Here is a 20,346-nt window from a genome sequence, read left to right on the forward strand (position 1 = left end):
AGCAGTAATTTGGGCCGCATCTCGTGGATTAGCAGATTGTTTTTTCTTCAATGAACTTGTTAACCAGCGTCATTAACTCGTCCGTTGTCGGTTGAGCAAGAGCCTGCTCTGCTAACACCTTCGCATCTTCGAAGTTCGTGTTACGGATAATCTTCTTAATGCGCGGGATGGAAATGGCGCTCATAGAGAATTCGTCCAGACCCATACCCAGCAACAGAAGTGTAGCACGTTCGTCGCCTGCAAGCTCACCACACATGCCAGTCCATTTACCTTCTGCATGAGAAGCATCAATAACTTGCTTGATCAAGTTCAGTACGGACGGTGACATTGGCTGGTAGAGATGTGAAATCATATCATTACCACGGTCAACTGCCAGGGTGTACTGCGTTAAATCATTGGTGCCGATACTAAAGAAATCAACTTCTTTGGCTAAATGACGCGCAATGGTCGCCGCCGCAGGTGTTTCCACCATTACGCCGATCTCGATTGACTCGTCAAACGCTTTACCTTCGTCGCGCAGTTCCTGTTTGTAGATTTCGATCTCTTTCTTCAGTGCACGCACTTCTTCAACAGAGATGATCATCGGGAACATGATGCGCAGTTTACCGAAAGCAGAGGCACGCAGGATCGCGCGAACCTGGTCACGCAGGATCTCTTTACGATCCATCGCGATACGGATTGCACGCCAGCCCAGGAACGGGTTCTCTTCTTTCGGGAAGTTCATGTACGGCAGCTCTTTGTCGCCGCCGATGTCCATGGTACGGACGATAACCGCCTGAGAACCACACGCTTCAGCCACGGCTTTATAGGCAGCAAACTGCTCTTCTTCCGTTGGCAGCGCGTCGCGGTCCATGAACAGGAATTCTGTACGATAGAGACCTACGCCTTCCGCACCGTTGCGCTCAGCGCCATCAACGTCGCGGACGGTACCGATGTTTGCGCACACTTCTACCTGATGGCCGTCCAGGGTGATGGCTGGCAGGTCTTTCAGCTTAGCGAGTTCAGCTTTTTCAGTCGCAACCTGCTCCTGAACCGCGCGCAGTTTATCGATCTCTTCATTGGTTGGGTTGACGTAAACCAGATTGTTTACGGCATCCAGAATCAGATAGTCGCCGTTTTTCACCTGAGAGGTGACGCTACCGGTACCCACGATGGCAGGCAGTTCCAGAGAGCGCGCCATGATAGAGGTGTGCGAGGTACGGCCACCCGCGTCGGTGATGAAACCGAGGACCTTTTTCAGGTTCAGCTGTGCAGTTTCAGACGGGGTGAGGTCAGCGGCAACCAGGATCACTTCATCCTGAATCGCGCTCAGGTCGATAATGGCCAGACCCAGAATGTTGCGCAGCAGGCGCTTACCGATGTCACGTACGTCAGCCGCACGCTCTTTCAGGTATTCATCATCCAGTTCTTCCAGGGCAGTTGCCTGACCTTCGATAACTTCATGCGCAGCCGCGTCGGCCGTCATGCCTTTATCTTTAATCAGGGCTATGATTTCCTGCTCCAGCTCCTCATCTTCGAGCAGCATGATGTGCCCTTCGAAGATGGCTTCTTTTTCTTCACCGAAAGTTTCGCCAGCTTTAGTTTTGATTGCTTCCAGTTGCGCAGATGCCTTGGCACGACCGCTCAGAAAACGTTCAACTTCCTGATCAACCTTGTCGGCAGAAATTTTTTTCCGGTCGATGACGATCTCGTCTTCTTTCAGCAGCAGTGCTTTGCCGAAAGCGATACCCGGGGATGCTAAAATGCCTGAAATCATAACCCTACCTTACTTGTGACTGATATTTAAAAGAACCCGGAAACTTACTCGAGCTCAGCCATCAGTTTTACCAGATGCTCAACTGCTTTCTGCTCGTCTTCACCTTCTGCAGAGATGGTGACAACGGTGCCCTGAGTCAGGCCCAGAGTCTGCAGTTTGAACAGGCTTTTTGCGCTCGCGCTTTTGCCGTTGGAAGTCACAGTGATTTCAGAAGTGAAGCCTTTTGCTTCTTTAACAAACTGAGCAGCAGGGCGGGTGTGCAGACCGTTCGGAGCGGTAATGGTAACTTCTTGCTGGAACATTGTATTTCCCCAACTTATAGGTTTAGTGTTGTGGAACTAAAGTCTAGCCTGGCGACTGAACTTTAGCCTGTATTGTTAGCGCTGACGTTTCGATCGTCATTAAACATTATGCAGCGAAAGCAAGACTTGAACCAAATCATAAAATCGATTCAGCAAGGCTATTTCATTCACCGATTAATTTCACGCATCAAAATAATTGCTGGTTTAAATACCAGACCCAACGGGGTGAAGCAATGCCAGGAGGGGCAAAAGTTTGAAGCAGGCCACAAAAAAGCACCTGAAAAGGTGCTTTTTTACGCGTTATTAACATGCTGGCACTACTGTTGCAGTTCTTTTTCGGTAAACAGATCGGCAAACAGTGCGGTGCTCAAGTAACGCTCGCCCGAAGAAGGAAGGATAACCACAATATTCTTGTTGGTAAAGGCTTCATCTTCCTGAAGCTTGAGCGCTGCCGCAACGGCTGCACCGGAAGAGATACCCGCCAGAATGCCTTCTTCATCCATCAGGCGACGCGCGGTAGAAATGGCTTCTTCGTTAGTGATAGTCACCACTTTATCGATCAGCTTCAGATCCAGGTTGCCCGGAATGAAGCCTGCGCCAATACCCTGAATTTTATGCGGGCCTGGCTTAAGCTCTTCACCCGCCAGTGCCTGGGTGATAACCGGTGAGTCAGTTGGCTCAACGGCAACGGTGATCAGGTCTTTTTTACCCTTTGTGCCTTTAATATAGCGTGACACGCCGGTCAGCGTACCGCCGGTACCTACGCCGGAGATAAAGACGTCAACCTGGCCGTCGGTATCTTCCCAGATTTCCGGACCGGTGGTCTTCTCGTGAATTTCCGGGTTAGCCGGGTTGCTGAACTGCTGCAGCAGCAGATATTTCGCCGGATCGCTGGCCACAATCTCTTCAGCTTTCTGAATGGCGCCCTTCATGCCCTTCACGCCTTCGGTCAGCACCAGGTTCGCGCCCAGCGCTTTGAGCAGCTTACGACGCTCAATGCTCATGGTTTCTGGCATGGTCAGCGTCAGCTTGTAGCCACGCGCGGCGGCCACATAGGCCAGAGCGATACCGGTGTTACCGCTGGTCGGTTCCACCAGCTCAACGCCAGGCTTCAGTACGCCACGTTTTTCAGCATCCCAAATCATGTTTGCACCGATACGGCATTTTACGCTGAAGCTCGGGTTACGTGATTCGACCTTCGCCAGAATGCGTCCATTACCGATACGGTTCAGTCGAACCAGGGGCGTATGACCGATAGTCAGCGAGTTGTCTTCATAAATCTTACTCATGGCCTGTCCTTAACTGTATGAAATTGGGATACCGACCCAGCATACCTGTTGAGCAGGTAGGGGGAAGTAAGGAATTCGCATATCTATATACTGCAAGGAAATAATGGGGATCAGTATGGAATAAGGGGCGGCATAAGCCACCCCTGCTTTACACATTTTTGCATTATTTCCATAACGCGTGCTTAGCACGGTAGCAGTCGACCCACATCGCCGTCGCGCCGCAGACGGCGACGGGCATGATGAACAGATTCAGGAAGGGAATCATGGTGAACAGGCTGGTCAGCGCGCCAAACTGCATGTTGGCGACCTTCTGGCTTCGCAGGGCAGTGCGCATCTCTTTAAACGGCACCTTGTGGTTATCGAACGGATAGTCGCAGTACTGGATGGCCAGCATCCAGGCGCTGAACAGGAACCACAGCACCGGCGCCACCGTCTGGCCAATGCCTGGCACAAAATAGAGGATAAGCAGCACGACCGCGCGGGGCAGGTACCAGGCAAACTTCTGCCACTCGCGCTTCATGATGCGTGGCAGGTCTTTCATGATCCCCAGCACGCCCGTGTCCGGTGGCGTCGCACCGGTAAGCCGCGCTTCCAGCTGTTCCGCCAGCAGACCGTTAAACGGTGCGGCTATCCAGTTGGCAATCGTCGAAAAGAAGTATCCAAACACCAGCAGCACGGAGATCACCGCCACCGGCCAGAGCAGGTAGTTAAGCCACTGCAGCCAGTCCGGAACGTAACTCATCAGCAACGGGATCCAGCTCTCCAGCTTTGTGAATAGCCACCAGAACGCGCCGCCCATCAGAATAATGTTGATCAACAACGGCAGAATCACGAAGCGTCGAATCCCCGGCAGGGAGACCAGTTTCCAGCCCTGAGAAAAATACCAGACGCCGCTTCGCGGGGGAGAAGAAGATGTTGAAACCATAGCCAGGCTGTACTCCTTTTTACACAACCAGTGGAATTGCCCGCCTATATTATCCACTTACGGAGCAATGACCAGTTCGGAAATGTTCGAAAAACCAGCAAAAAGCACGATTTCCTTCATCTTTATGCTGTGAATGCTCTGCACACACTTGCACTTGACGTAAACGGCAAATACTCTTAGTGAGTAAATGTTTGCCGTGGTGGCAAGGTGTTAGAACAACAGAGAATATAATGATGCAGGATTTGCGTCTGATATTAATCATTGTTGGCGCGATCGCCATAATCGCTTTACTGGTACATGGTTTCTGGACCAGCCGTAAAGAGCGTTCCTCGATGTTTCGCGATCGCCCACTGAAGCGCATGAAGTCCAGTCGTGACGACGATGACAGTGAAGATGACATCGACGGCAGCGATGACGACGGCGTGGGTGAAGTTCGTGTTCATCGGGTCAATACTGCGCCCGGCGCAGGCCATGGGGAGCATGAAGCGCCTCGTCCTTCGCAGCACCAGTATCAACCGCCGTATGCTTCTGCACAGCCGCGCCAGCCAGCGCCGCAGCCTGTGGAAGAACCGGTGCGCCAGCCGCCGCAACAGCCTGTCTATCAGCAGCCTGCTGCGCCACAGCCGGTTCAACAGCAACCGGTGCAGCAGCCCGTGCAGCAACAGCCTGCTCAGCCGGTACAACAACCGCAGCAGCCTGTTCACGTACAGCCTGCGTCTCAGCCTGCTCCGGCTCCACACGTTGAGCCTGAGCCCGTTGTAGAACCAGAGCCGGTTGTTGAAAAACCGCAGCGTAAAGAAGCGGTGATCATCATGAACGTGGCCGCGCATCACGGCAGCCATCTTAACGGTGACGTGCTGCTCAACAGTATTCAACAGGCAGGATTCAAGTTTGGCGATATGAACATTTTCCATCGCCATCTGAGCCCTGACGGTAGCGGTCCGGCGCTGTTCAGCCTGGCCAACATGGTTAACCCTGGCACCTTTGATCCGGAAATGACCGGTGATTTCGTGACCCCGGGCGTCACTATCTTTATGCAGGTGCCTTCTTACGGCGACGAACTGCAAAACTTTAAGCTGATGCTGCAGTCCGCTCAGCACATCGCTGACGAAGTCGGCGGCGTGGTGCTCGACGATCAGCGTCGAATGATGACCCCGCAGAAGCTGCGCGAGTATCAGGACCGCATCCGCGAAGTTAAGGAAGCTAACGCGTAATCGTCGCGTTTACTTCAACTCCTCCTCAACCCCCGCCTGTCGGGGGTTTTTTCTCATTGATGGTGCGATATGGACTCAATCGAACAACAACTCACTGAACTGCGAACCACGCTTCGCCATCATGAATACCTCTATCATGTTATGGACGCGCCGGAAGTCCCGGATGCGGAATATGACCGCCTGATGCGCGAGCTGCGCGAATTAGAGGCGCAGCATCCGGAGCTTATCACGCCGGATTCCCCTACCCAGCGCGTCGGCGCTGAGCCGCTGGGCGCTTTCAGCCAGGTGCGCCATGAGGTGCCGATGCTGTCGCTGGATAACGTCTTCGATGAAGAGAGCTTCCTCGCGTTTAACAAGCGCGTGCAGGATCGCCTGAAAAGCAGCGACTCCCTCACCTGGTGCTGCGAGCTCAAGCTGGATGGCCTGGCGGTCAGTCTTCTCTATGAAAACGGCGTGCTGGTGCGTGCCGCAACGCGTGGCGACGGTACGACGGGCGAAGACATCACCACCAACGTGCGTACCATCCGCGCGATCCCGCTGAAGCTGCAGGGTGACAACATTCCCGCGCGTCTGGAAGTGCGCGGCGAGGTGTTCCTGCCCCAGGCGGGCTTCGAGAAAATTAACGACGAGGCGCGTCGCACCGGCGGGAAGGTGTTTGCTAACCCGCGTAATGCGGCGGCAGGCTCTCTGCGCCAGCTTGACCCGCGTATTACCGCGAAGCGACCGCTTACTTTCTTCTGCTACGGCGTCGGTATTCTGGAGGGCGGCGAGCTGCCGGATACGCACCTCGGACGCCTGCTGCAGTTTAAAGCGTGGGGCCTGCCGGTGAGCAACCGCGTTCAGCTCTGCGACTCGCCGGAAGCGGTGCTGGCGTTCTACCACAAGGTGGAAGATGACCGTCCGACGCTCGGTTTTGATATTGATGGCGTCGTCATCAAGGTGAATTCACTGGCGCTGCAGGAGCAGCTAGGCTTTGTGGCGCGCGCGCCGCGCTGGGCGGTGGCGTTTAAGTTCCCTGCTCAGGAGCAGATGACCGTCGTTCGCGATGTGGAGTTCCAGGTTGGCCGTACGGGGGCGATTACCCCGGTCGCCCGTCTGGAGCCCGTGCAGGTTGCGGGCGTGCTGGTGAGTAATGCCACGTTGCATAACGCCGATGAAATCGAACGCCTCGGCCTGCGCATTGGTGACAAAGTGGTGATTCGCCGCGCGGGCGACGTTATCCCGCAGGTGGTTAACGTCGTGGAGTCGGAACGTTCTGCCGATACGCGCGAGATCGTCTTCCCGACCCACTGCCCGGTGTGCGGCTCCGACGTTGAGCGTGTGGAAGGTGAAGCGGTGGCGCGCTGTACTGGGGGCTTAATCTGTGGTGCGCAGCGTAAAGAGTCGCTGAAGCACTTCGTCTCCCGTCGGGCGATGGATGTCGACGGCATGGGCGACAAGATTATCGATCAGCTGGTTGAGAAAGAGTATGTCCATACGCCAGCGGATCTCTTCAGGCTGACGGCAGGTAAACTGACCGGTCTGGATCGCATGGGGCCAAAGTCAGCCCAGAATGCGGTTAACGCGCTGGAAGCCGCCAAAGAGACGACCTTTGCCCGCTTCCTGTACGCGCTGGGCATTCGTGAAGTGGGTGAGGCGACGGCAGCGGGCCTGGCGGCGTACTTTGGTACGCTGGAGGCGCTGGAAAAGGCTAGCATCGACGAGCTGCAGAAAGTCCCTGACGTAGGCATTGTGGTCGCCACGCACGTCTTTAACTTCTTCGCCGAAGAGAGCAACCGTGAAGTTATCGGCAAGCTGCTTGAAGAGGGCATCAGGTGGCCCGCGCCGGTGGTGGTTAACGCCGAAGAGATCGACAGCCCGTTCGCCGGTAAAACGGTAGTCCTGACCGGCAGCCTGAGCCAGCTTTCACGCGACGATGCGAAAGCGCGCCTGGTGGCGCTGGGGGCCAAAGTGGCTGGCAGCGTGTCGAAGAAAACCGACCTGGTGATCGCCGGGGAAGCGGCGGGTTCAAAGCTGGCGAAAGCCCAGGAGCTCGGCATTGAGGTTATCGACGAAGCGGAAATGATGCGTCTGTTAGGAGAGTAACGTGGAGAAAGAACAGCTCGTTGAAATAGCCAATACGGAGATGCCGTTCGGTAAATACAAGGGCCGCAGGCTGATCGATTTGCCGGAGGAGTATCTGCTGTGGTTTGCCCGTAAGGATGAATTCCCGGCAGGGCGACTGGGCGAGCTGATGGCTATCACGTTACTGATCAAAACCGAGGGGCTGACCCAGCTGGTTCAGCCCCTGAAACGTCCTTAAGCCTTCGCGGCGCGGGTCTCTTCCTGCGCCAGCTTTTCGGTCTGACGCTTGTAGCGACGCGCCAGCACCGCGCAGACCATCAGCTGGATCTGGTGGAAAATCATCAGCGGCAGCACCATCATCCCAATCACCGAGGTCGGGAACAGAATATTGGCCATCGGGATACCGTTAGCCAGGCTCTTTTTCGAACCGCAGAACACAATGGTGATTTCATCCGCTTTGCTGAAGCCGCACCTGCGTGCCACAAAGACGTTTACCGCAATCACAATCGCCAGCAGGACGATGCTGACCACCACGATAAACAGCAGCGAACCTGCGCCCACCTTATGCCAGATCCCGTTCACAACTGCTTCACTGAAGGCGGAATAGACCACCAGCAGAATCGACGACTGGTCGGTTTTTGAGATCCATTTCTTGTGCTTAGCCACGAACGCCCCGGTCCATGGACGGGATAGATGCCCCAGGACAAACGGCAGCAGCAGCTGCAGGCAAATTTTTCCAACCTGCTCGAGATTGCCTTCCGCGCCGTGCATGTTCATCAGCAGGCCCACCAGCAGCGGGGAAACGAAAATCCCTAACAGGCTGGATGCCGATGCCGAGCAGACCGCGGCCGCAACGTTCCCTCCGGCGAGAGAGGTAAAGGCAATGGCGGACTGTACGGTAGCCGGCAGAATACAGAGATACAGGAAACCGGTGTAGAGCGCCGGGTCGACGTTAACCGGCGCCCACCAGGCAAACAGCACTCCGAGGATTGGGAACAGAATGAAGGTGCTGCACATCACCCAGAGATGCAGCCGCCAGTGGCTACCGCCGGCAATAATCGCTTCGCGCGAGAGCTTTGCGCCGTGCATAAAGAACAGCAGTGCGATGGCGGCCGTCGTCAGCCCTTCAAAAAACGGGACGAAGCCCCCGCGGGCGGGGAAGAACGAGGCCAGTAAAACGGTAACCACCAGGGTGAGCGTAAACGGATCAACAATACGAAATAGTTTCATAATGACTCCTGAAAACAGATGTCGCTATTGTGCTTTTTTCCATTTGAGAAATAAAATTGATTTATTGCATCCATTCATGAATGAAACAGATGAATTACTCCTTACGCCAGCTTCGTATTTTCGTCACCGTCGCTCACGCCCGCAGCTTTAGCCGGGCAGGGGAGATGATTGGCCTGAGCCAGTCGGCGGTCAGCCACAGCGTGAAAGAGCTGGAGAATCAGACCGGGGTGAAGTTGCTTGACCGAACCACGCGCGAAGTGGTGTTGACCGAAGCAGGGCAGCAGCTGGCCCTGCGCCTCGAACGGCTGCTGGATGAGCTAAACAGCACGCTCAGAGACGTGGGGAGGCTGGGGCAGCAGCTTTCGGGGACCGTGCGCGTCGCGGCCAGCCAGACAATCTCTGCGCACCTTATCCCTCAGTGTATTGCCGAGGGAAGCCACCGCTACCCGGACATTGATTTTGTCCTGCATGACAGGCCGCAGCAGTGGGTGCTGGAGAGCATCCGTCAGGGTGATGTGGATTTTGGTATCGTTATCGATCCCGGCCAGGCGAGCGATCTGGCGTGTGAAAGCGTACTTTCCGAGCCCTTTTTGTTGCTCTGCCGTGACGACGACCCGCTGGCTACGTTGCCGGAAGTCAGCTGGCAGTCCCTGACGGGCGCGAACCTGGTTTTACAGGATTATGCCTCGGGCAGCCGTCCGCTGATTGATTCCGCGCTGGTGAATCAGGGCGTAAAGGCAACGATCGTGCAGGAGATTGGTCACCCGGCGACGCTTTTTCCCATGGTAGAAGCCGGCATTGGCATCAGCGTGTTGCCCGCCCTGGCGCTTCCCCTGCCGCAGGGAAGCCGGCTGGCCGTCAAGCGATTAACGCCCGTTGTTGAGCGAAAGCTGATGCTGGTGCGGCGAAAAAATCGCTCACTCTCGGGGGCGGCGCAGGCTATCTGGGAAGTGGTGCGTATCCAGGCACAACGATTAACCGAAGCCCGCATACGCGACCCACTGTTTAACGCATCAGAAGATTAGATGTAGATATCAATCTGATTATTGTCTGAAGGGTTATTTACACCTTCCACTTTGCCCAGCTTTTGATCCTGCTTCTTCTGGGCTTCTTCGGCCTGCTGGCGCTGCAGCGCGGCGAGCTGTGCCTGCAGCACTTTGAGCTGGGTCTGAATAAGTTCCTGCTGCTTCTTCTTCTCATCGGTGCTGATGGGGCTGTTCGCCAGCTCTTTTAACTGCTGAGTCAGCTTTTTGATCTTGTCGAGAATGCGGGTGATTTGCGTAGCGATATCGTTGCTGCTGGAAGTTCCACTCGCGCCGCTGGTTTGAATCTGTTGGGTTGAAGCCTGAATGGTCGTCATACTTTTTCCTCGCGTTATAAAACAGAGGTATCGGCACTAACGGGATTAGCTTGAGCAAAACTGCCATATCTGGCAGGGAGTTACATCGATACACAATCAGTATTGATGATGCGGTGAAAGTGTACTGGAAGGCGGAAGTAGACAAACTGCAGATAGCAAAAAGGCGCCTTTAGGGCGCCTTTCTACATTGGTGGGTCGTGCAGGATTCGAACCTGCGACCAATTGATTAAAAGTCAACTGCTCTACCAACTGAGCTAACGACCCGAAATGGTGGGCGATGACGGGCTCGAACCGCCGACCCCCTCCGTGTAAAGGAGATGCTCTACCAACTGAGCTAATCGCCCATTTCGGAACTGGTGCGATAAGGTGAGAATGGTGGGCGATGACGGGCTCGAACCGCCGACCCCCTCCGTGTAAAGGAGATGCTCTACCAACTGAGCTAATCGCCCAATCTCAATTCTTATCTACACTGCGGGCCTACCGAAGTAGATGGTGGGTGATGACGGGCTCGAACCGCCGACCCCCTCCGTGTAAAGGAGATGCTCTACCAACTGAGCTAATCACCCCCGCTGTGTGGAGTCGCATTATAGGGAGAGTTGAAAATGAGTCAACGCATTTTCTAAAGTTTTTATTCGTTCGTCGTAAAATTAAACAAAACGATCGCGAAACGGGCAATGACGCATGATTTCTAAACAAAAATCGCAAACTCGGTCACGATAAAGGGATCAACATTGAGGAATCCCCCCACAGTGATAGAATATTGCCCATCGTTTTTTCCCCAGGATTTGCCGATTGCCGGCATCTTTATAACGTAAGGCCATTTCATGAAAATCAAAACTCGCTTCGCGCCGAGCCCGACAGGCTATCTGCACGTCGGTGGTGCACGTACCGCTCTCTATTCCTGGCTTTTCGCACGCCACAACAAAGGTGAGTTCGTGCTGCGTATTGAAGACACCGATCTTGAGCGCTCCACGCCGGAAGCAATTGAAGCCATTATGGATGGGATGAACTGGCTGAATCTGGAATGGGATGAAGGTCCTTACTTCCAGACCAAACGCTTTGACCGCTATAACGCTGTCATTGATGAGATGCTGGTCGCGGGCACGGCGTATAAGTGCTACTGCTCTAAAGAGCGTCTGGATGAACTGCGTGAAGCGCAGATGGCGAACGGTGAAAAGCCGCGTTATGACGGCCGCTGCCGCCACGACCATAGCGAGCATGCTGCAGATGAGCCTTGCGTGGTGCGTTTTGCTAACCCGCAAGAGGGCTCGGTGATCTTTGACGACCAGATCCGTGGCCCAATTGAATTCAGCAACCAGGAGCTGGACGATCTGATCATCCGTCGTACCGACGGTTCTCCAACCTACAACTTCTGCGTTGTGGTTGACGACTGGGATATGGAAATTACTCACGTTGTCCGTGGTGAAGACCATATCAACAATACGCCACGTCAGATCAACATCCTGAAGGCGCTGAACGCCCCTGTGCCAGTTTATGCGCACGTCTCCATGATCAACGGCGATGACGGGAAAAAACTGTCTAAACGTCACGGTGCGGTAAGCGTTATGCAGTATCGCGACGACGGTTATCTGCCGGAAGCACTGCTGAACTATCTGGTGCGTCTGGGCTGGGCCCACGGTGACCAGGAGATCTTCAGTCGCGAAGAGATGATCGAACTATTCTCTCTGAGCTCTGTAAGCAAATCAGCGAGCGCCTTTAATACCGACAAGCTCCTGTGGCTGAACCATCACTACATCAACACCATGCAGCCAGAATATGTGGCGACGTATCTGCAGTGGCATATTGAGCAGGCAAATATTGATACCCGCACTGGCCCTGAGCTGGCGGACCTGGTGAAACTCCTCGGCGAGCGCTGCAAAACGCTGAAAGAGATTGCCGAAAGCTGCCGCTACTTCTATGAAGAGTTTGAAGAGTTCGACGCGGACGCCGCGAAGAAACACCTCCGTCCGGTTGCGCGTCAGCCGCTGGAAGTGGTGCGCGACAAGCTGGCGGCCCTTACCGAGTGGACCGCTGAGAATGTGCATCACGCCATTCAGGCGACGGCAGACGAGCTGGAAGTCGGTATGGGTAAAGTCGGCATGCCATTGCGCGTTGCGGTGACCGGGGCGGGTCAGTCTCCGGCACTGGATGTGACGGTTCACGCCATCGGCAAGTCACGCAGCGTAGCGCGTATTAACAAGGCGCTGGACTTTATCGCTGAACGTGAAAATCAGCAGTAATTAGGCCTCAGATAAAAAACGGCAGGTTACCCTGCCGTTTTTTTTATGCCTTTTATTCCGTGAGACCGAGCCGCGTCAGAAAGCCGTGTATGCCTTCGCGTTTCAATAAGGCGTCCAGACGCCTCTGCTCTGGCTGAGTCATACTCTCCAGCGTCTCAATAATGCCCGGAGACAGGTTTGAAGAGGGTTCACTGTATGAAGCGGTGACCTCAGCGAGATGGTAAACCGCCTGACGGTTACGGATCGCCGGAAGGCTCATAATATGTTCCTTCACGCGCGCATCAATATGAATGAGCCGCGCGCGACCACCCTTCACGCCGTTGAGGCCTTCGGTTTTCCATCCCTGCTGGCGTATCCAGCGATTAACCGTTTGTCTGGCAACGCCCAAACTCTCCGCCAGCTCTTCCGTGGTCATTTTGCTGCGTAATTTTTTCATATCAGTTCTGATCGCGAATTCCTAAACGTTGCAACAATCCGGTAATCCCTTCCCGCATTAACAGCGATGTCATCTGCTTCTGCTCTTCCGGCGTCATTTCATTGGCCAGCGTCAGGAGCAGCGTGTGAAGCGAACTATCATGACTGACGCCTTCTGGCAGTTCGGACGTTTCAGTTGCCCGACGTGCGCTGCGGATAAAGTCACGGACTTTTTCGTTCACATGTACGAGGCGAGCTTTCCCGCCCTGGACGCCTGGTTTTGGTGATGTAATCCAACCCTCTTTGCGTACCCATTTATTGATGGTCTGGCGGCTATAGCCAGTGAGGAGGGCTAACTCTTCTGGCGTCATTCGTTCCTTGATCATGCAATTTCCTGAATATCAGTGGGGTTAATTAACGGCTCATTTTATAGCACCGTTTTACGTGAAAACGTGACAGGCTTAACTCCTGACTGCGAGCAGGCTCGCAAAGTGATTCATTTGCATGATTTTTCGGCGATTGAATGGCTGGGATTGATTTTGCCGTTGACACTCCGCGGTGGAATTCATATTATGCCGCCCGTCAACATGACAGCTTTACGATGGGGCTATAGCTCAGCTGGGAGAGCGCTTGCATGGCATGCAAGAGGTCAGCGGTTCGATCCCGCTTAGCTCCACCAAACTCTGAACCCAACAGATTGCGGTCAGTAAAGTCACATGTGGGGCTATAGCTCAGCTGGGAGAGCGCTTGCATGGCATGCAAGAGGTCAGCGGTTCGATCCCGCTTAGCTCCACCAAAATTGTAAACCCTCGTCGAAAGACGAGGGTTTTTTTTATGTGTTTGTAACACTCGCCACCGTATTTTGTTATCAAAAAGAAGGTATTCCCGTACCTCACCTCAATCGACATCAATAAACCAGTCTAAAAATAGACTTGAACTTGATTCGCGCAATTAATAAACCTATTATCCATCCGGTCAATAATTCTCTCGGAAAATAACGCCCAGGTTAATGAATAGAAAAACTTACAATAATGTAAAGATATTTATGATTGCTCTGGCTTTATGCCTGATTGCGGTACCTGTCTCCCGTTATCTCTCTCCCCGCGCAATTGTTAATGGTCACGACGTTTATTTAGCATGGTTACCTTTAAGCGTAATGCTGGCGGTAATTCTGCTATTTGGGCGCAGGGCTATTCTTCCCATTTTGTTAGGTTTTACTGTCACTAATTTATTCTATGTAAATTTAGCCCCGCTACAATATTCAGCATTACTGTTCTGTCAGACCTTTGCGTTGTTCGCGGCGTGCGGCCTTCTGCGCATCATGCTGGGTAAGCGTTGGCGCTACTCCATCCCTAACAAGCACATCGGATTGCGGATATTCTGGCTCGGTTTTATGGTGCCAATAGGGATTAAGCTGTCGATGTATTTGGCGGGCTATTTGTTTGATTTTCCGGTGACAATTTCGACCTTTTTCGGCGAAGGGACGGTAATTTATAACGTTGTGGATATACAAAGCCTGATATGCGCGGCATTGATTTTTACCATGATGTTCTATTACCCGTTAAGAATGATAATTAATCCCCGTTATGCAATAAGTTTCTGGCGACGAAGCGTGAAGCCCGTGTTTTTTCACAAGAATTCATTATATATTTTTGCCTGGCTGGTGCTATTAAGTTTCATTCTCGTCATTTTATGTGGTCCTTTTGAATCTCCCGTCATTGCGGGCTATTTGATGCCGCTGATTTTTATTCTTTTTACCTTAGCGATAAGCCGACTGACCTATGCGTTGATTTCTCTGCTGTGGGCTGTATCTGCGCTCCTGCTGTTGACCTACAACTACAATTTCCTTAACGGGGTGGAATCGGGCCATTCGCTCTCTTTTATTCTGTCCGTGCTTATCTCATTCGCGATCTGTCTGCTTTACATGTCGCGCATTTACCAGCGCAGCGAGTGGCTTAAGCGGGGCTGGCAGGGGAGGGCGCTCACCGATCCGCTGACCGGATTGCCCAATATTCGTGCGCTGGAGGATTATCTTGAGATTCACCCGGATGCAAAAGTGAGCATTCTGCGTATGGATAACCTGGAATTTTTGAGCCGCCATTATGGGATCCTGATGCGGGTCCATTGCAAACGTACGATCGCCACGTCGCTGCAGCCTCTCCTGCAAAAAGATGAGACGCTCTTCCAGCTTCCCGGAAGCGAGCTTGTGCTGGTATTACTGGGCCCGGGAACCGCTGAGCGCCTCCAGCATATGGTTGATCGACTGAACAGCCGTAAGATTTTTTGGAACAACACCGGGCTGGATATTGAATTCGGTGCGTCCTGGGGAATGGTCGAAAACGGCGAAAAACTGCACCACACGCTGGGGCAGCTGAGCTGGCTGGCCGAGCAATCCTGCGGAGCAGCAAACAACGTGCTTGCGCTCACGAATAGCCTCGAGGCGGCATCAGGGCAAACGACAGAGCGAGTCCTGATGCTGGCGCGGATTAAGCATGCCCTGGAGGCGGGCCAGTTCCATTTATACGCGCAACCGATCCAGAAGGCGGACGGGAGCGGCTACTACGAAATTCTGGCGCGTATGGAGAGCGAGGGCGAGATCTTCACTCCTGACCGCTTTATTCCGTTGATTGCCCAGTTCAACCTTAGCCACCGGTTTGATATGTGCGTCATGGAGAAATTACTGCTGTGGCTGCGCGATCACCCTTCAACGCAGGCTGGCGCTCGTTTCTCCGTTAATCTGATGCCGCTTACGCTGATGCAAAAAGAGGTGGCGTCCGAGATTTGTGCGCTCTTTGAACGCTACGGCGTTGCGCCTCAGTCCGTCGTGATTGAGATTACCGAAGAGCAGGCCTTCTCAAATTCAGGCAGCAGCATCCACAATATTCAGCAACTGCGGGATTACGGTTTCCGGATTGCCATAGATGATTTTGGTACCGGCTACGCCAACTACGAGCGCCTCAGACGCCTGCAGGCAGACATCATTAAAATTGACGGCTGCTTTATTAAAGACATTTGTACCGATGATATGGATGCGATGATCGTGCAGTCGATGTGTAATCTGGCGAAGACGAAATCGCTGTGCGTCGTAGCGGAATACGTCGAAACACCGGCGCAGCGCGAGATGCTGCTTCGCTTCGGCGTGGATTACCTGCAGGGCTACCTGATAGGCAAACCCAAACCGCTGGAAGAATTGCGGGCATAAAAAAACCGGGAGCCAGGCTCCCGGTTTTTGTTTAACGCTAAACGTTAGAGTACCAGTGCCGCGATAGAAGCAGACAGGACGCTCACCAGCGTAGAGCCGTAAACCAGCTTCAGGCCAAAGCGAGAAACCACGTTGCCCTGTTCTTCGTTCAGACCTTTAATCGCGCCCGCGATAATCCCGATGGACGAGAAGTTCGCGAAGGAGACCAGGAACACGGACAGAATGCCTTCCGCGCGCGGAGAAAGCGTGCTGGCAATTTTCTGCAGATCCATCATCGCAACGAATTCGTTAGAAACCAGTTTGGTTGCCATGATACTGCCCACCTGCAGCGCTTCGTGAGCCGGCACACCCATCACCCAGGCAACCGGGTAGAAGATGTAGCCCAGAATACCCTGGAAGGAGATACCCAGCACCGCGGCGAACAGGGCGTTCAGTGCAGAAATCAGCGCAATGAAGCCGATCAGCATGGCGGCAACGATAATCGCTACTTTGAAGCCCGCCAGAATGTACTCACCCAGCATTTCGAAGAAGCTCTGGCCTTCGTGCAGGTTTGACATCTGAATGTTCTCTTCGCTTGCGTCAACGCGGTACGGGTTGATCAGCGACAGAACGATAAAGGTGCTGAACATGTTCAGAACCAGCGCCGCAACAACATACTTTGGCTCCAGCATGGTCATATACGCGCCCACAATAGACATGGAAACGGTAGACATTGCGGTTGCCGCCATGGTGTACATGCGGTTGCGGGACATTTTGCCGAGAATATCTTTATACGCGATGAAGTTCTCAGACTGACCGAGGATCAGGGAACTGACGGCGTTGAAGGATTCCAGCTTGCCCATGCCGTTCACTTTGGATAACAGGAAACCAATTCCACGAATAACGAACGGCAGAACGCGGATGTGCTGCAGGATACCGATCAGCGCGGAGATGAAGACGATAGGGCAGAGAACCTTCAGGAAGAAGAACGCCAGACCTTCGTCGTTCATTTTACCGAAGACAAAGTTGGTCCCTTCATTGGCGAATCCGAGCAGTTTTTCGAACATTTCGGAGAAGCCTTTCACGAAGCCGAGGCCTACATTGGAGTTCAGGAAGAACCACGCAAGTAAAACTTCAATGACCAGCAGCTGGACAACATAACGGATACGAATTTTTTTGCGGTCTGTGCTGACCAGCAATGCAAGTGCAGTAACGACAACAAGTGCCAGGACAAAATGAAGGACGCGGTCCATATTTGCTCCAAATATGAGGCAGGTTTAATTTTCGTGCACATTCTATGTAACAAGCGAAAAGAAAACGAGATCGAGGACACACTATAGTTACATCCTGTGACGAGTCTCAAAAATAGTGATCCACAATACATTTTTGTTATGTTAGGTAAATGAGTGAAAAGTTAAGTTTGTGTGCTAGTCTTCACAAAAGCGCGCGCGATTTTAGTTTCTGTTAGATCGCCCCACTTACCCGCCCGTCTATCGTTCAAAGCTATCAGAGAAATCACTGTAAACATCACAAATGATCTTGATAATCATTCTCATTTTGATAGCATTAAACATAGCAAAGGCTATATTTCAGAGGCAGAAATGACAAACAGTCGCGTAGAGGGTAGCAGTGGCAGAGCCGCGCGCAAGTTGCGGTTCGCATTAATGGGACCTGCGTTCATCGCTGCCATTGGCTATATCGATCCAGGTAACTTTGCGACCAATATTCAGGCCGGGGCCAGCTTCGGCTATAAGCTGCTGTGGGTGGTCGTCTGGGCTAACCTGATGGCGATGCTAATTCAGATGCTCTCCGCAAAGCTGGGGATTGCCACAGGTAAAAACCTGGCAGAGCAAATTCGCGACCATTATCCGCGTCCGGCCGTCTGGCTCTACTGGGTCCAGGCGGAAATCATCGCCATGGCCACTGACCTCGCTGAATTTATCGGCGCAGCGATCGGCTTTAAGCTGATTCTGGGCGTGTCGCTGTTGCAGGGGGCGGTACTGACCGGGATTGCCACTTTCCTGATCCTGATGCTGCAGCGTCGGGGTCAAAAGCCGCTGGAGAAGGTTATCGGCGGTCTGCTGCTGTTTGTCGCGGCGGCCTATATCGTCGAGCTGATTTTCTCACAGCCGAATCTGGTGCAGCTCGGTAAAGGTATGGCAATACCAAGCCTGCCAACCTCGGAAGCGGTGTTCCTGGCCGCCGGGGTATTGGGGGCGACCATCATGCCGCATGTGATTTACCTGCACTCCTCGCTGACCCAGCATCTCCACGGTGGGACGCGCAAAGAGCGTTACTCCGCCACCAAATGGGACGTGGCGATTGCCATGACCATCGCGGGGTTTGTCAATCTGGCGATGATGGCTACCGCAGCCGCCGCTTTCCACTTTAACGGCCACACCGGTATTGCCGATCTCGACCAGGCCTATCTCACGCTGGAGCCCTTACTGAGCCATGCTGCCGCCACGATATTTGGTCTCAGCCTGGTGGCTGCCGGTCTCTCTTCTACGGTGGTGGGCACGCTGGCAGGCCAGGTGGTGATGCAGGGGTTTGTCCGCTTCCATATTCCGCTGTGGGTTCGTCGCTCCGTCACCATGCTCCCGTCATTTATCGTGATTCTGATGGGGCTTGATCCTACGAGAATTCTGGTCATGAGCCAGGTGCTGCTGAGCTTTGGTATCGCGCTGGCGCTGGTGCCGCTGCTGATCTTTACCAGCAACAAAACCCTGATGGGCGAACTGGTTAACTCAACGCTGGTGAAACGGACCGGGTGGGCAATCGTGGTGGTGGTAGTGGCACTGAACCTGTGGCTGCTTATTGGCACCGCATTGGGGCTCTAAAAGAAAAAGGAGCCGGGAGGCTCCTTTTTGCATTAATGGTGACCGTGGCCATGACCGTGGCCGCGTCCTTTCCCGCCGCGATCCCAGCCGCCGCGACGGTCGTCACGATCGTTCCAGCCTTCACGGTAGCCGCGCTCATACGCGTTGTCTTTATACCAGCCGCGGTGTCTGCCGTTATCATGTTTCCACCAGCGGTCTCCGCGCCACTCATAGTGACGGTTCCAGTAGTCACGGTCGCGCCAGTAGCCACCGTCCCAGTATCTGCCGTAGTCGTCACGATCGCCAATTTGTAATTTTACTGATGGCAACAGGGTGATTTCGCCCGCATTGGCGATCAGCGGGGCTGAAGCCAGTAATACCGCTGCAAGAATCAGTGACCTGAACATACTCTTTCTCCTTCACGATCGGGGCCCTTGTAGGGCCTGTTAACGCAATATTACGAGTTGGTAAAGCCTCGTTTCATCGCCTCAACTCCGAATTCCTGAGCGAGAGCACTTTTTGCTAAAAGTGATTCTATTTTGAGCTGTTCAGAATCGTGTCAATACGGACAAGTTCTTCCGCAGAGAAATGGCGGTTTTCCAGCATCCCCACGGCATCATCAATCTGGGCCGTTTTACTTGCCCCAATCAGCACTGACGTCACGTTCTCATGGCGTAATACCCAGGCCAGCGCCATCTGCGACAGCTTCTGACCGCGCTCTTCCGCCATGGCGTTCAGCTTTCTTACCTTCTCCAGCTTCTCTTCGGTGATCTGGTCAGGGTTCAGGAACTGACTGCCGCTTGCCGCGCGTGAGTCTGCCGGAATGCCGTTGAGATAGCGGTTAGTCAGTTGTCCACCGGCCAGCGGCGAGAAGGGAATGCAGCCGACCCCTTTTTCCTGCAGCACGTTTAGCAGTCCCTCTTCCGGCGCACGTTCAAAAAGGGAGTATTTCGGCTGGTGGATCAGGCAGGGCGTACCGAGATCGTCAAGGATATCAATCGCCTTGCGGGCCAGTTCTGCAGGGTAGTTGGATAACCCGACATACAGGGCTTTTCCTTGGCGCACCGCATGGTCAAGCGCTTTCATGGTTTCCAGCAGCGGCGTTTGTGGGTCAGGACGGTGATGATAGAAGATATCCACATACTCCAGCCCCATGCGCTTCAGGCTCTGATCGAGGCTTGCCAGCAGATATTTGCGTGACCCCCAGTCGCCGTAAGGGCCATCCCACATGGTATAACCTGCTTTGGTAGAGACGATCAGCTCATCGCGCCAGGGCAGGAAATCCTCCTGCAAAATACGACCGAAATTACGTTCGGCCGATCCCGGTGGCGGGCCATAGTTGTTGGCAAGGTCGAAATGCGTAATGCCCAGATCGAACGCGCGCTGTAAAAGTTGACGGCTGTTTTCGATAAGCGTGGTGTCGCCAAAGTTATGCCACAGCCCAAGCGAGATGGCGGGCAACCTGAGTCCGCTTTGCCCGCAGCGACGATACTCCATTGTCCGATAACGATTTTTGTCCGGCTGATAACCCATTCTAATGACCTCTGGCGCT

18 protein-coding genes and 6 tRNA genes are annotated in these 20,346 nt (G+C 53.7%); 9 read left to right on the forward strand and 15 right to left on the reverse strand.

All coding sequences use genetic code 11. The annotated features are described in order from the left end of the window. Positions 1 to 28 precede the first annotated feature (28 nt). The 4 genes from ptsI to cysZ all read right to left on the reverse strand — a co-directional run bounded on the left by ptsI (position 29) and on the right by cysZ (position 4,272). Positions 29 to 1,756, reverse strand: a complete 1,728-nt coding sequence (gene ptsI, locus ACWKXN_RS06145; RefSeq protein ID WP_023332954.1) for a phosphoenolpyruvate-protein phosphotransferase PtsI — start codon at positions 1,754 to 1,756, stop codon at positions 29 to 31. Between the two features lie 44 nt (positions 1,757 to 1,800). Next, positions 1,801 to 2,058, reverse strand: coding sequence for a phosphocarrier protein Hpr (gene ptsH / locus ACWKXN_RS06150; protein WP_000487600.1), 258 nt, complete (start codon positions 2,056 to 2,058; stop codon positions 1,801 to 1,803). Between the two features lie 317 nt (positions 2,059 to 2,375). Then, complete coding sequence (gene cysK, locus ACWKXN_RS06155) at positions 2,376 to 3,347, reverse strand: cysteine synthase A (RefSeq protein WP_454543483.1); 972 nt, start codon at positions 3,345 to 3,347, stop codon at positions 2,376 to 2,378. Between the two features lie 163 nt (positions 3,348 to 3,510). After that, a complete protein-coding gene (gene cysZ, locus ACWKXN_RS06160) occupies positions 3,511 to 4,272 on the reverse strand; it encodes a sulfate transporter CysZ (protein WP_454543484.1) in 762 nt (253 codons plus the stop codon). 230 nt (positions 4,273 to 4,502) lie between these two features. On the opposite strand from cysZ, the gene zipA reads away from it, so the two are divergent. The 3 genes from zipA to ACWKXN_RS06175 all read left to right on the forward strand — a co-directional run bounded on the left by zipA (position 4,503) and on the right by ACWKXN_RS06175 (position 7,788). Further along, entirely contained in the window at positions 4,503 to 5,486 is a 984-nt protein-coding gene (gene zipA / locus ACWKXN_RS06165; protein WP_096150404.1) for a cell division protein ZipA, read from the forward strand. Positions 5,487 to 5,555: 69 nt separating this feature from the next. Next, positions 5,556 to 7,571 carry an NAD-dependent DNA ligase LigA gene (gene ligA / locus ACWKXN_RS06170; protein WP_454543485.1) on the forward strand — a complete coding sequence of 672 codons (2,016 nt, stop codon included), beginning with the start codon at positions 5,556 to 5,558 and terminating at the stop codon, positions 7,569 to 7,571. A gap of 1 nt (position 7,572) precedes the next feature. Further along, the gene (locus ACWKXN_RS06175) at positions 7,573 to 7,788 is read left to right on the forward strand and encodes a DUF3820 family protein (protein WP_003861328.1); all 216 of its coding nucleotides are present in this window, start codon (positions 7,573 to 7,575) and stop codon (positions 7,786 to 7,788) included. Here ACWKXN_RS06175 and ACWKXN_RS06180 read toward each other — a convergent pair. After that, positions 7,785 to 8,780 (reverse strand): bile acid:sodium symporter family protein, encoded by a 996-nt coding sequence (locus tag ACWKXN_RS06180; protein ID WP_033146147.1) that lies wholly within the window; start codon positions 8,778 to 8,780, stop codon positions 7,785 to 7,787. The two genes, ACWKXN_RS06175 and ACWKXN_RS06180, sit on opposite strands and share 4 nt — an antisense overlap. An 89-nt stretch (positions 8,781 to 8,869) precedes the next feature. Here ACWKXN_RS06180 and ACWKXN_RS06185 point away from each other — a divergent pair, with 89 nt between their 5' ends. Beyond that, the gene (locus ACWKXN_RS06185) at positions 8,870 to 9,805 is read left to right on the forward strand and encodes a LysR family transcriptional regulator (RefSeq protein ID WP_033146568.1); all 936 of its coding nucleotides are present in this window, start codon (positions 8,870 to 8,872) and stop codon (positions 9,803 to 9,805) included. Here the strand turns inward: ACWKXN_RS06185 and ACWKXN_RS06190 are convergent. The 5 genes from ACWKXN_RS06190 to ACWKXN_RS06210 form a co-directional block, all read right to left on the reverse strand. Continuing rightward, positions 9,802 to 10,140, reverse strand: coding sequence for a FlxA-like family protein (locus ACWKXN_RS06190; RefSeq protein ID WP_039263694.1), 339 nt, complete (start codon positions 10,138 to 10,140; stop codon positions 9,802 to 9,804). The genes ACWKXN_RS06185 and ACWKXN_RS06190 overlap by 4 nt on opposite strands. Positions 10,141 to 10,328: 188 nt before the next feature. Further along, positions 10,329 to 10,404 (reverse strand) — tRNA-Lys (locus tag ACWKXN_RS06195). Positions 10,405 to 10,408: 4 nt separating this feature from the next. Then, a tRNA-Val gene (locus ACWKXN_RS06200) sits at positions 10,409 to 10,484 on the reverse strand. A 29-nt stretch (positions 10,485 to 10,513) separates the two neighbouring features. Next, positions 10,514 to 10,589, reverse strand: a tRNA-Val gene (locus tag ACWKXN_RS06205). Positions 10,590 to 10,630: 41 nt separating this feature from the next. Next, a tRNA-Val gene (locus ACWKXN_RS06210) sits at positions 10,631 to 10,706 on the reverse strand. A 258-nt stretch (positions 10,707 to 10,964) separates the two neighbouring features. On the opposite strand from ACWKXN_RS06210, the gene gltX reads away from it, so the two are divergent. Further along, the gene (gltX, locus tag ACWKXN_RS06215) at positions 10,965 to 12,380 is read left to right on the forward strand and encodes a glutamate--tRNA ligase (protein ID WP_033146145.1); all 1,416 of its coding nucleotides are present in this window, start codon (positions 10,965 to 10,967) and stop codon (positions 12,378 to 12,380) included. 52 nt (positions 12,381 to 12,432) lie between these two features. Here gltX and ACWKXN_RS06220 read toward each other — a convergent pair whose 3' ends face one another. Continuing rightward, on the reverse strand, positions 12,433 to 12,816 hold the full coding sequence (locus tag ACWKXN_RS06220) for a YfeC-like transcriptional regulator (RefSeq protein WP_033146144.1): 384 nt from the start codon (positions 12,814 to 12,816) through the stop codon (positions 12,433 to 12,435). Between the two features lies 1 nt (position 12,817). Next, positions 12,818 to 13,180: a YfeC-like transcriptional regulator gene (locus ACWKXN_RS06225; protein WP_033146143.1), complete on the reverse strand. Its 363-nt coding sequence runs from the start codon at positions 13,178 to 13,180 to the stop codon at positions 12,818 to 12,820. Positions 13,181 to 13,397: 217 nt separating this feature from the next. Here ACWKXN_RS06225 and ACWKXN_RS06230 point away from each other — a divergent pair. The 3 genes from ACWKXN_RS06230 (at position 13,398) to ACWKXN_RS06240 (ending at position 15,996) form a co-directional block, all read left to right on the forward strand. Next, positions 13,398 to 13,473 (forward strand) — tRNA-Ala (locus ACWKXN_RS06230). 41 nt (positions 13,474 to 13,514) lie between these two features. After that, positions 13,515 to 13,590 (forward strand) — tRNA-Ala (locus tag ACWKXN_RS06235). A 213-nt stretch (positions 13,591 to 13,803) separates the two neighbouring features. Then, entirely contained in the window at positions 13,804 to 15,996 is a 2,193-nt protein-coding gene (locus ACWKXN_RS06240; protein WP_211438337.1) for a sensor domain-containing phosphodiesterase, read from the forward strand. A 44-nt stretch (positions 15,997 to 16,040) separates the two neighbouring features. On the opposite strand, the gene ACWKXN_RS06245 is transcribed toward ACWKXN_RS06240, so the two are convergent. Continuing rightward, complete coding sequence (locus ACWKXN_RS06245) at positions 16,041 to 17,228, reverse strand: NupC/NupG family nucleoside CNT transporter (RefSeq protein ID WP_008501591.1); 1,188 nt, start codon at positions 17,226 to 17,228, stop codon at positions 16,041 to 16,043. 348 nt (positions 17,229 to 17,576) lie between these two features. Between ACWKXN_RS06245 and ACWKXN_RS06250 the strand changes: the two genes are divergently transcribed. Next, entirely contained in the window at positions 17,577 to 18,815 is a 1,239-nt protein-coding gene (locus ACWKXN_RS06250) for an Nramp family divalent metal transporter (protein WP_033146141.1), read from the forward strand. Between the two features lie 32 nt (positions 18,816 to 18,847). Here the strand turns inward: ACWKXN_RS06250 and ACWKXN_RS06255 are convergent, their stop codons facing one another. Together ACWKXN_RS06255 and mgrA are read right to left on the reverse strand one after the other, a co-directional pair. Beyond that, on the reverse strand, positions 18,848 to 19,201 hold the full coding sequence (locus tag ACWKXN_RS06255) for a DUF2502 domain-containing protein (protein ID WP_023308717.1): 354 nt from the start codon (positions 19,199 to 19,201) through the stop codon (positions 18,848 to 18,850). 127 nt (positions 19,202 to 19,328) lie between these two features. Further along, positions 19,329 to 20,327, reverse strand: a complete 999-nt coding sequence (gene mgrA, locus ACWKXN_RS06260) for an L-glyceraldehyde 3-phosphate reductase (RefSeq protein ID WP_039263691.1) — start codon at positions 20,325 to 20,327, stop codon at positions 19,329 to 19,331. Between the last annotated feature and the right edge of the window lie 19 nt (positions 20,328 to 20,346).

Source organism: Enterobacter sp. UPMP2060 (assembly GCF_053709655.1).

Coding starts and splice junctions, on each gene's coding strand:
- ptsI (WP_023332954.1), bottom strand. CDS start 1,756: ATGATTTCAGGCATTTTAGCATCCCCGGGTATCGCTTTCGGCAAAGCA.
- ptsH (WP_000487600.1), bottom strand. CDS start 2,058: ATGTTCCAGCAAGAAGTTACCATTACCGCTCCGAACGGTCTGCACACC.
- cysK (WP_454543483.1), bottom strand. CDS start 3,347: ATGAGTAAGATTTATGAAGACAACTCGCTGACTATCGGTCATACGCCC.
- cysZ (WP_454543484.1), bottom strand. CDS start 4,272: ATGGTTTCAACATCTTCTTCTCCCCCGCGAAGCGGCGTCTGGTATTTT.
- zipA (WP_096150404.1), top strand. CDS start 4,503: ATGATGCAGGATTTGCGTCTGATATTAATCATTGTTGGCGCGATCGCC.
- ligA (WP_454543485.1), top strand. CDS start 5,556: ATGGACTCAATCGAACAACAACTCACTGAACTGCGAACCACGCTTCGC.
- ACWKXN_RS06180 (WP_033146147.1), bottom strand. CDS start 8,780: ATGAAACTATTTCGTATTGTTGATCCGTTTACGCTCACCCTGGTGGTT.
- ACWKXN_RS06185 (WP_033146568.1), top strand. CDS start 8,870: ATGAATTACTCCTTACGCCAGCTTCGTATTTTCGTCACCGTCGCTCAC.
- ACWKXN_RS06190 (WP_039263694.1), bottom strand. CDS start 10,140: ATGACGACCATTCAGGCTTCAACCCAACAGATTCAAACCAGCGGCGCG.
- gltX (WP_033146145.1), top strand. CDS start 10,965: ATGAAAATCAAAACTCGCTTCGCGCCGAGCCCGACAGGCTATCTGCAC.
- ACWKXN_RS06220 (WP_033146144.1), bottom strand. CDS start 12,816: ATGAAAAAATTACGCAGCAAAATGACCACGGAAGAGCTGGCGGAGAGT.
- ACWKXN_RS06225 (WP_033146143.1), bottom strand. CDS start 13,180: ATGATCAAGGAACGAATGACGCCAGAAGAGTTAGCCCTCCTCACTGGC.
- ACWKXN_RS06240 (WP_211438337.1), top strand. CDS start 13,804: ATGAATAGAAAAACTTACAATAATGTAAAGATATTTATGATTGCTCTG.
- ACWKXN_RS06245 (WP_008501591.1), bottom strand. CDS start 17,228: ATGGACCGCGTCCTTCATTTTGTCCTGGCACTTGTTGTCGTTACTGCA.
- ACWKXN_RS06250 (WP_033146141.1), top strand. CDS start 17,577: ATGACAAACAGTCGCGTAGAGGGTAGCAGTGGCAGAGCCGCGCGCAAG.
- ACWKXN_RS06255 (WP_023308717.1), bottom strand. CDS start 19,201: ATGTTCAGGTCACTGATTCTTGCAGCGGTATTACTGGCTTCAGCCCCG.
- mgrA (WP_039263691.1), bottom strand. CDS start 20,327: ATGGGTTATCAGCCGGACAAAAATCGTTATCGGACAATGGAGTATCGT.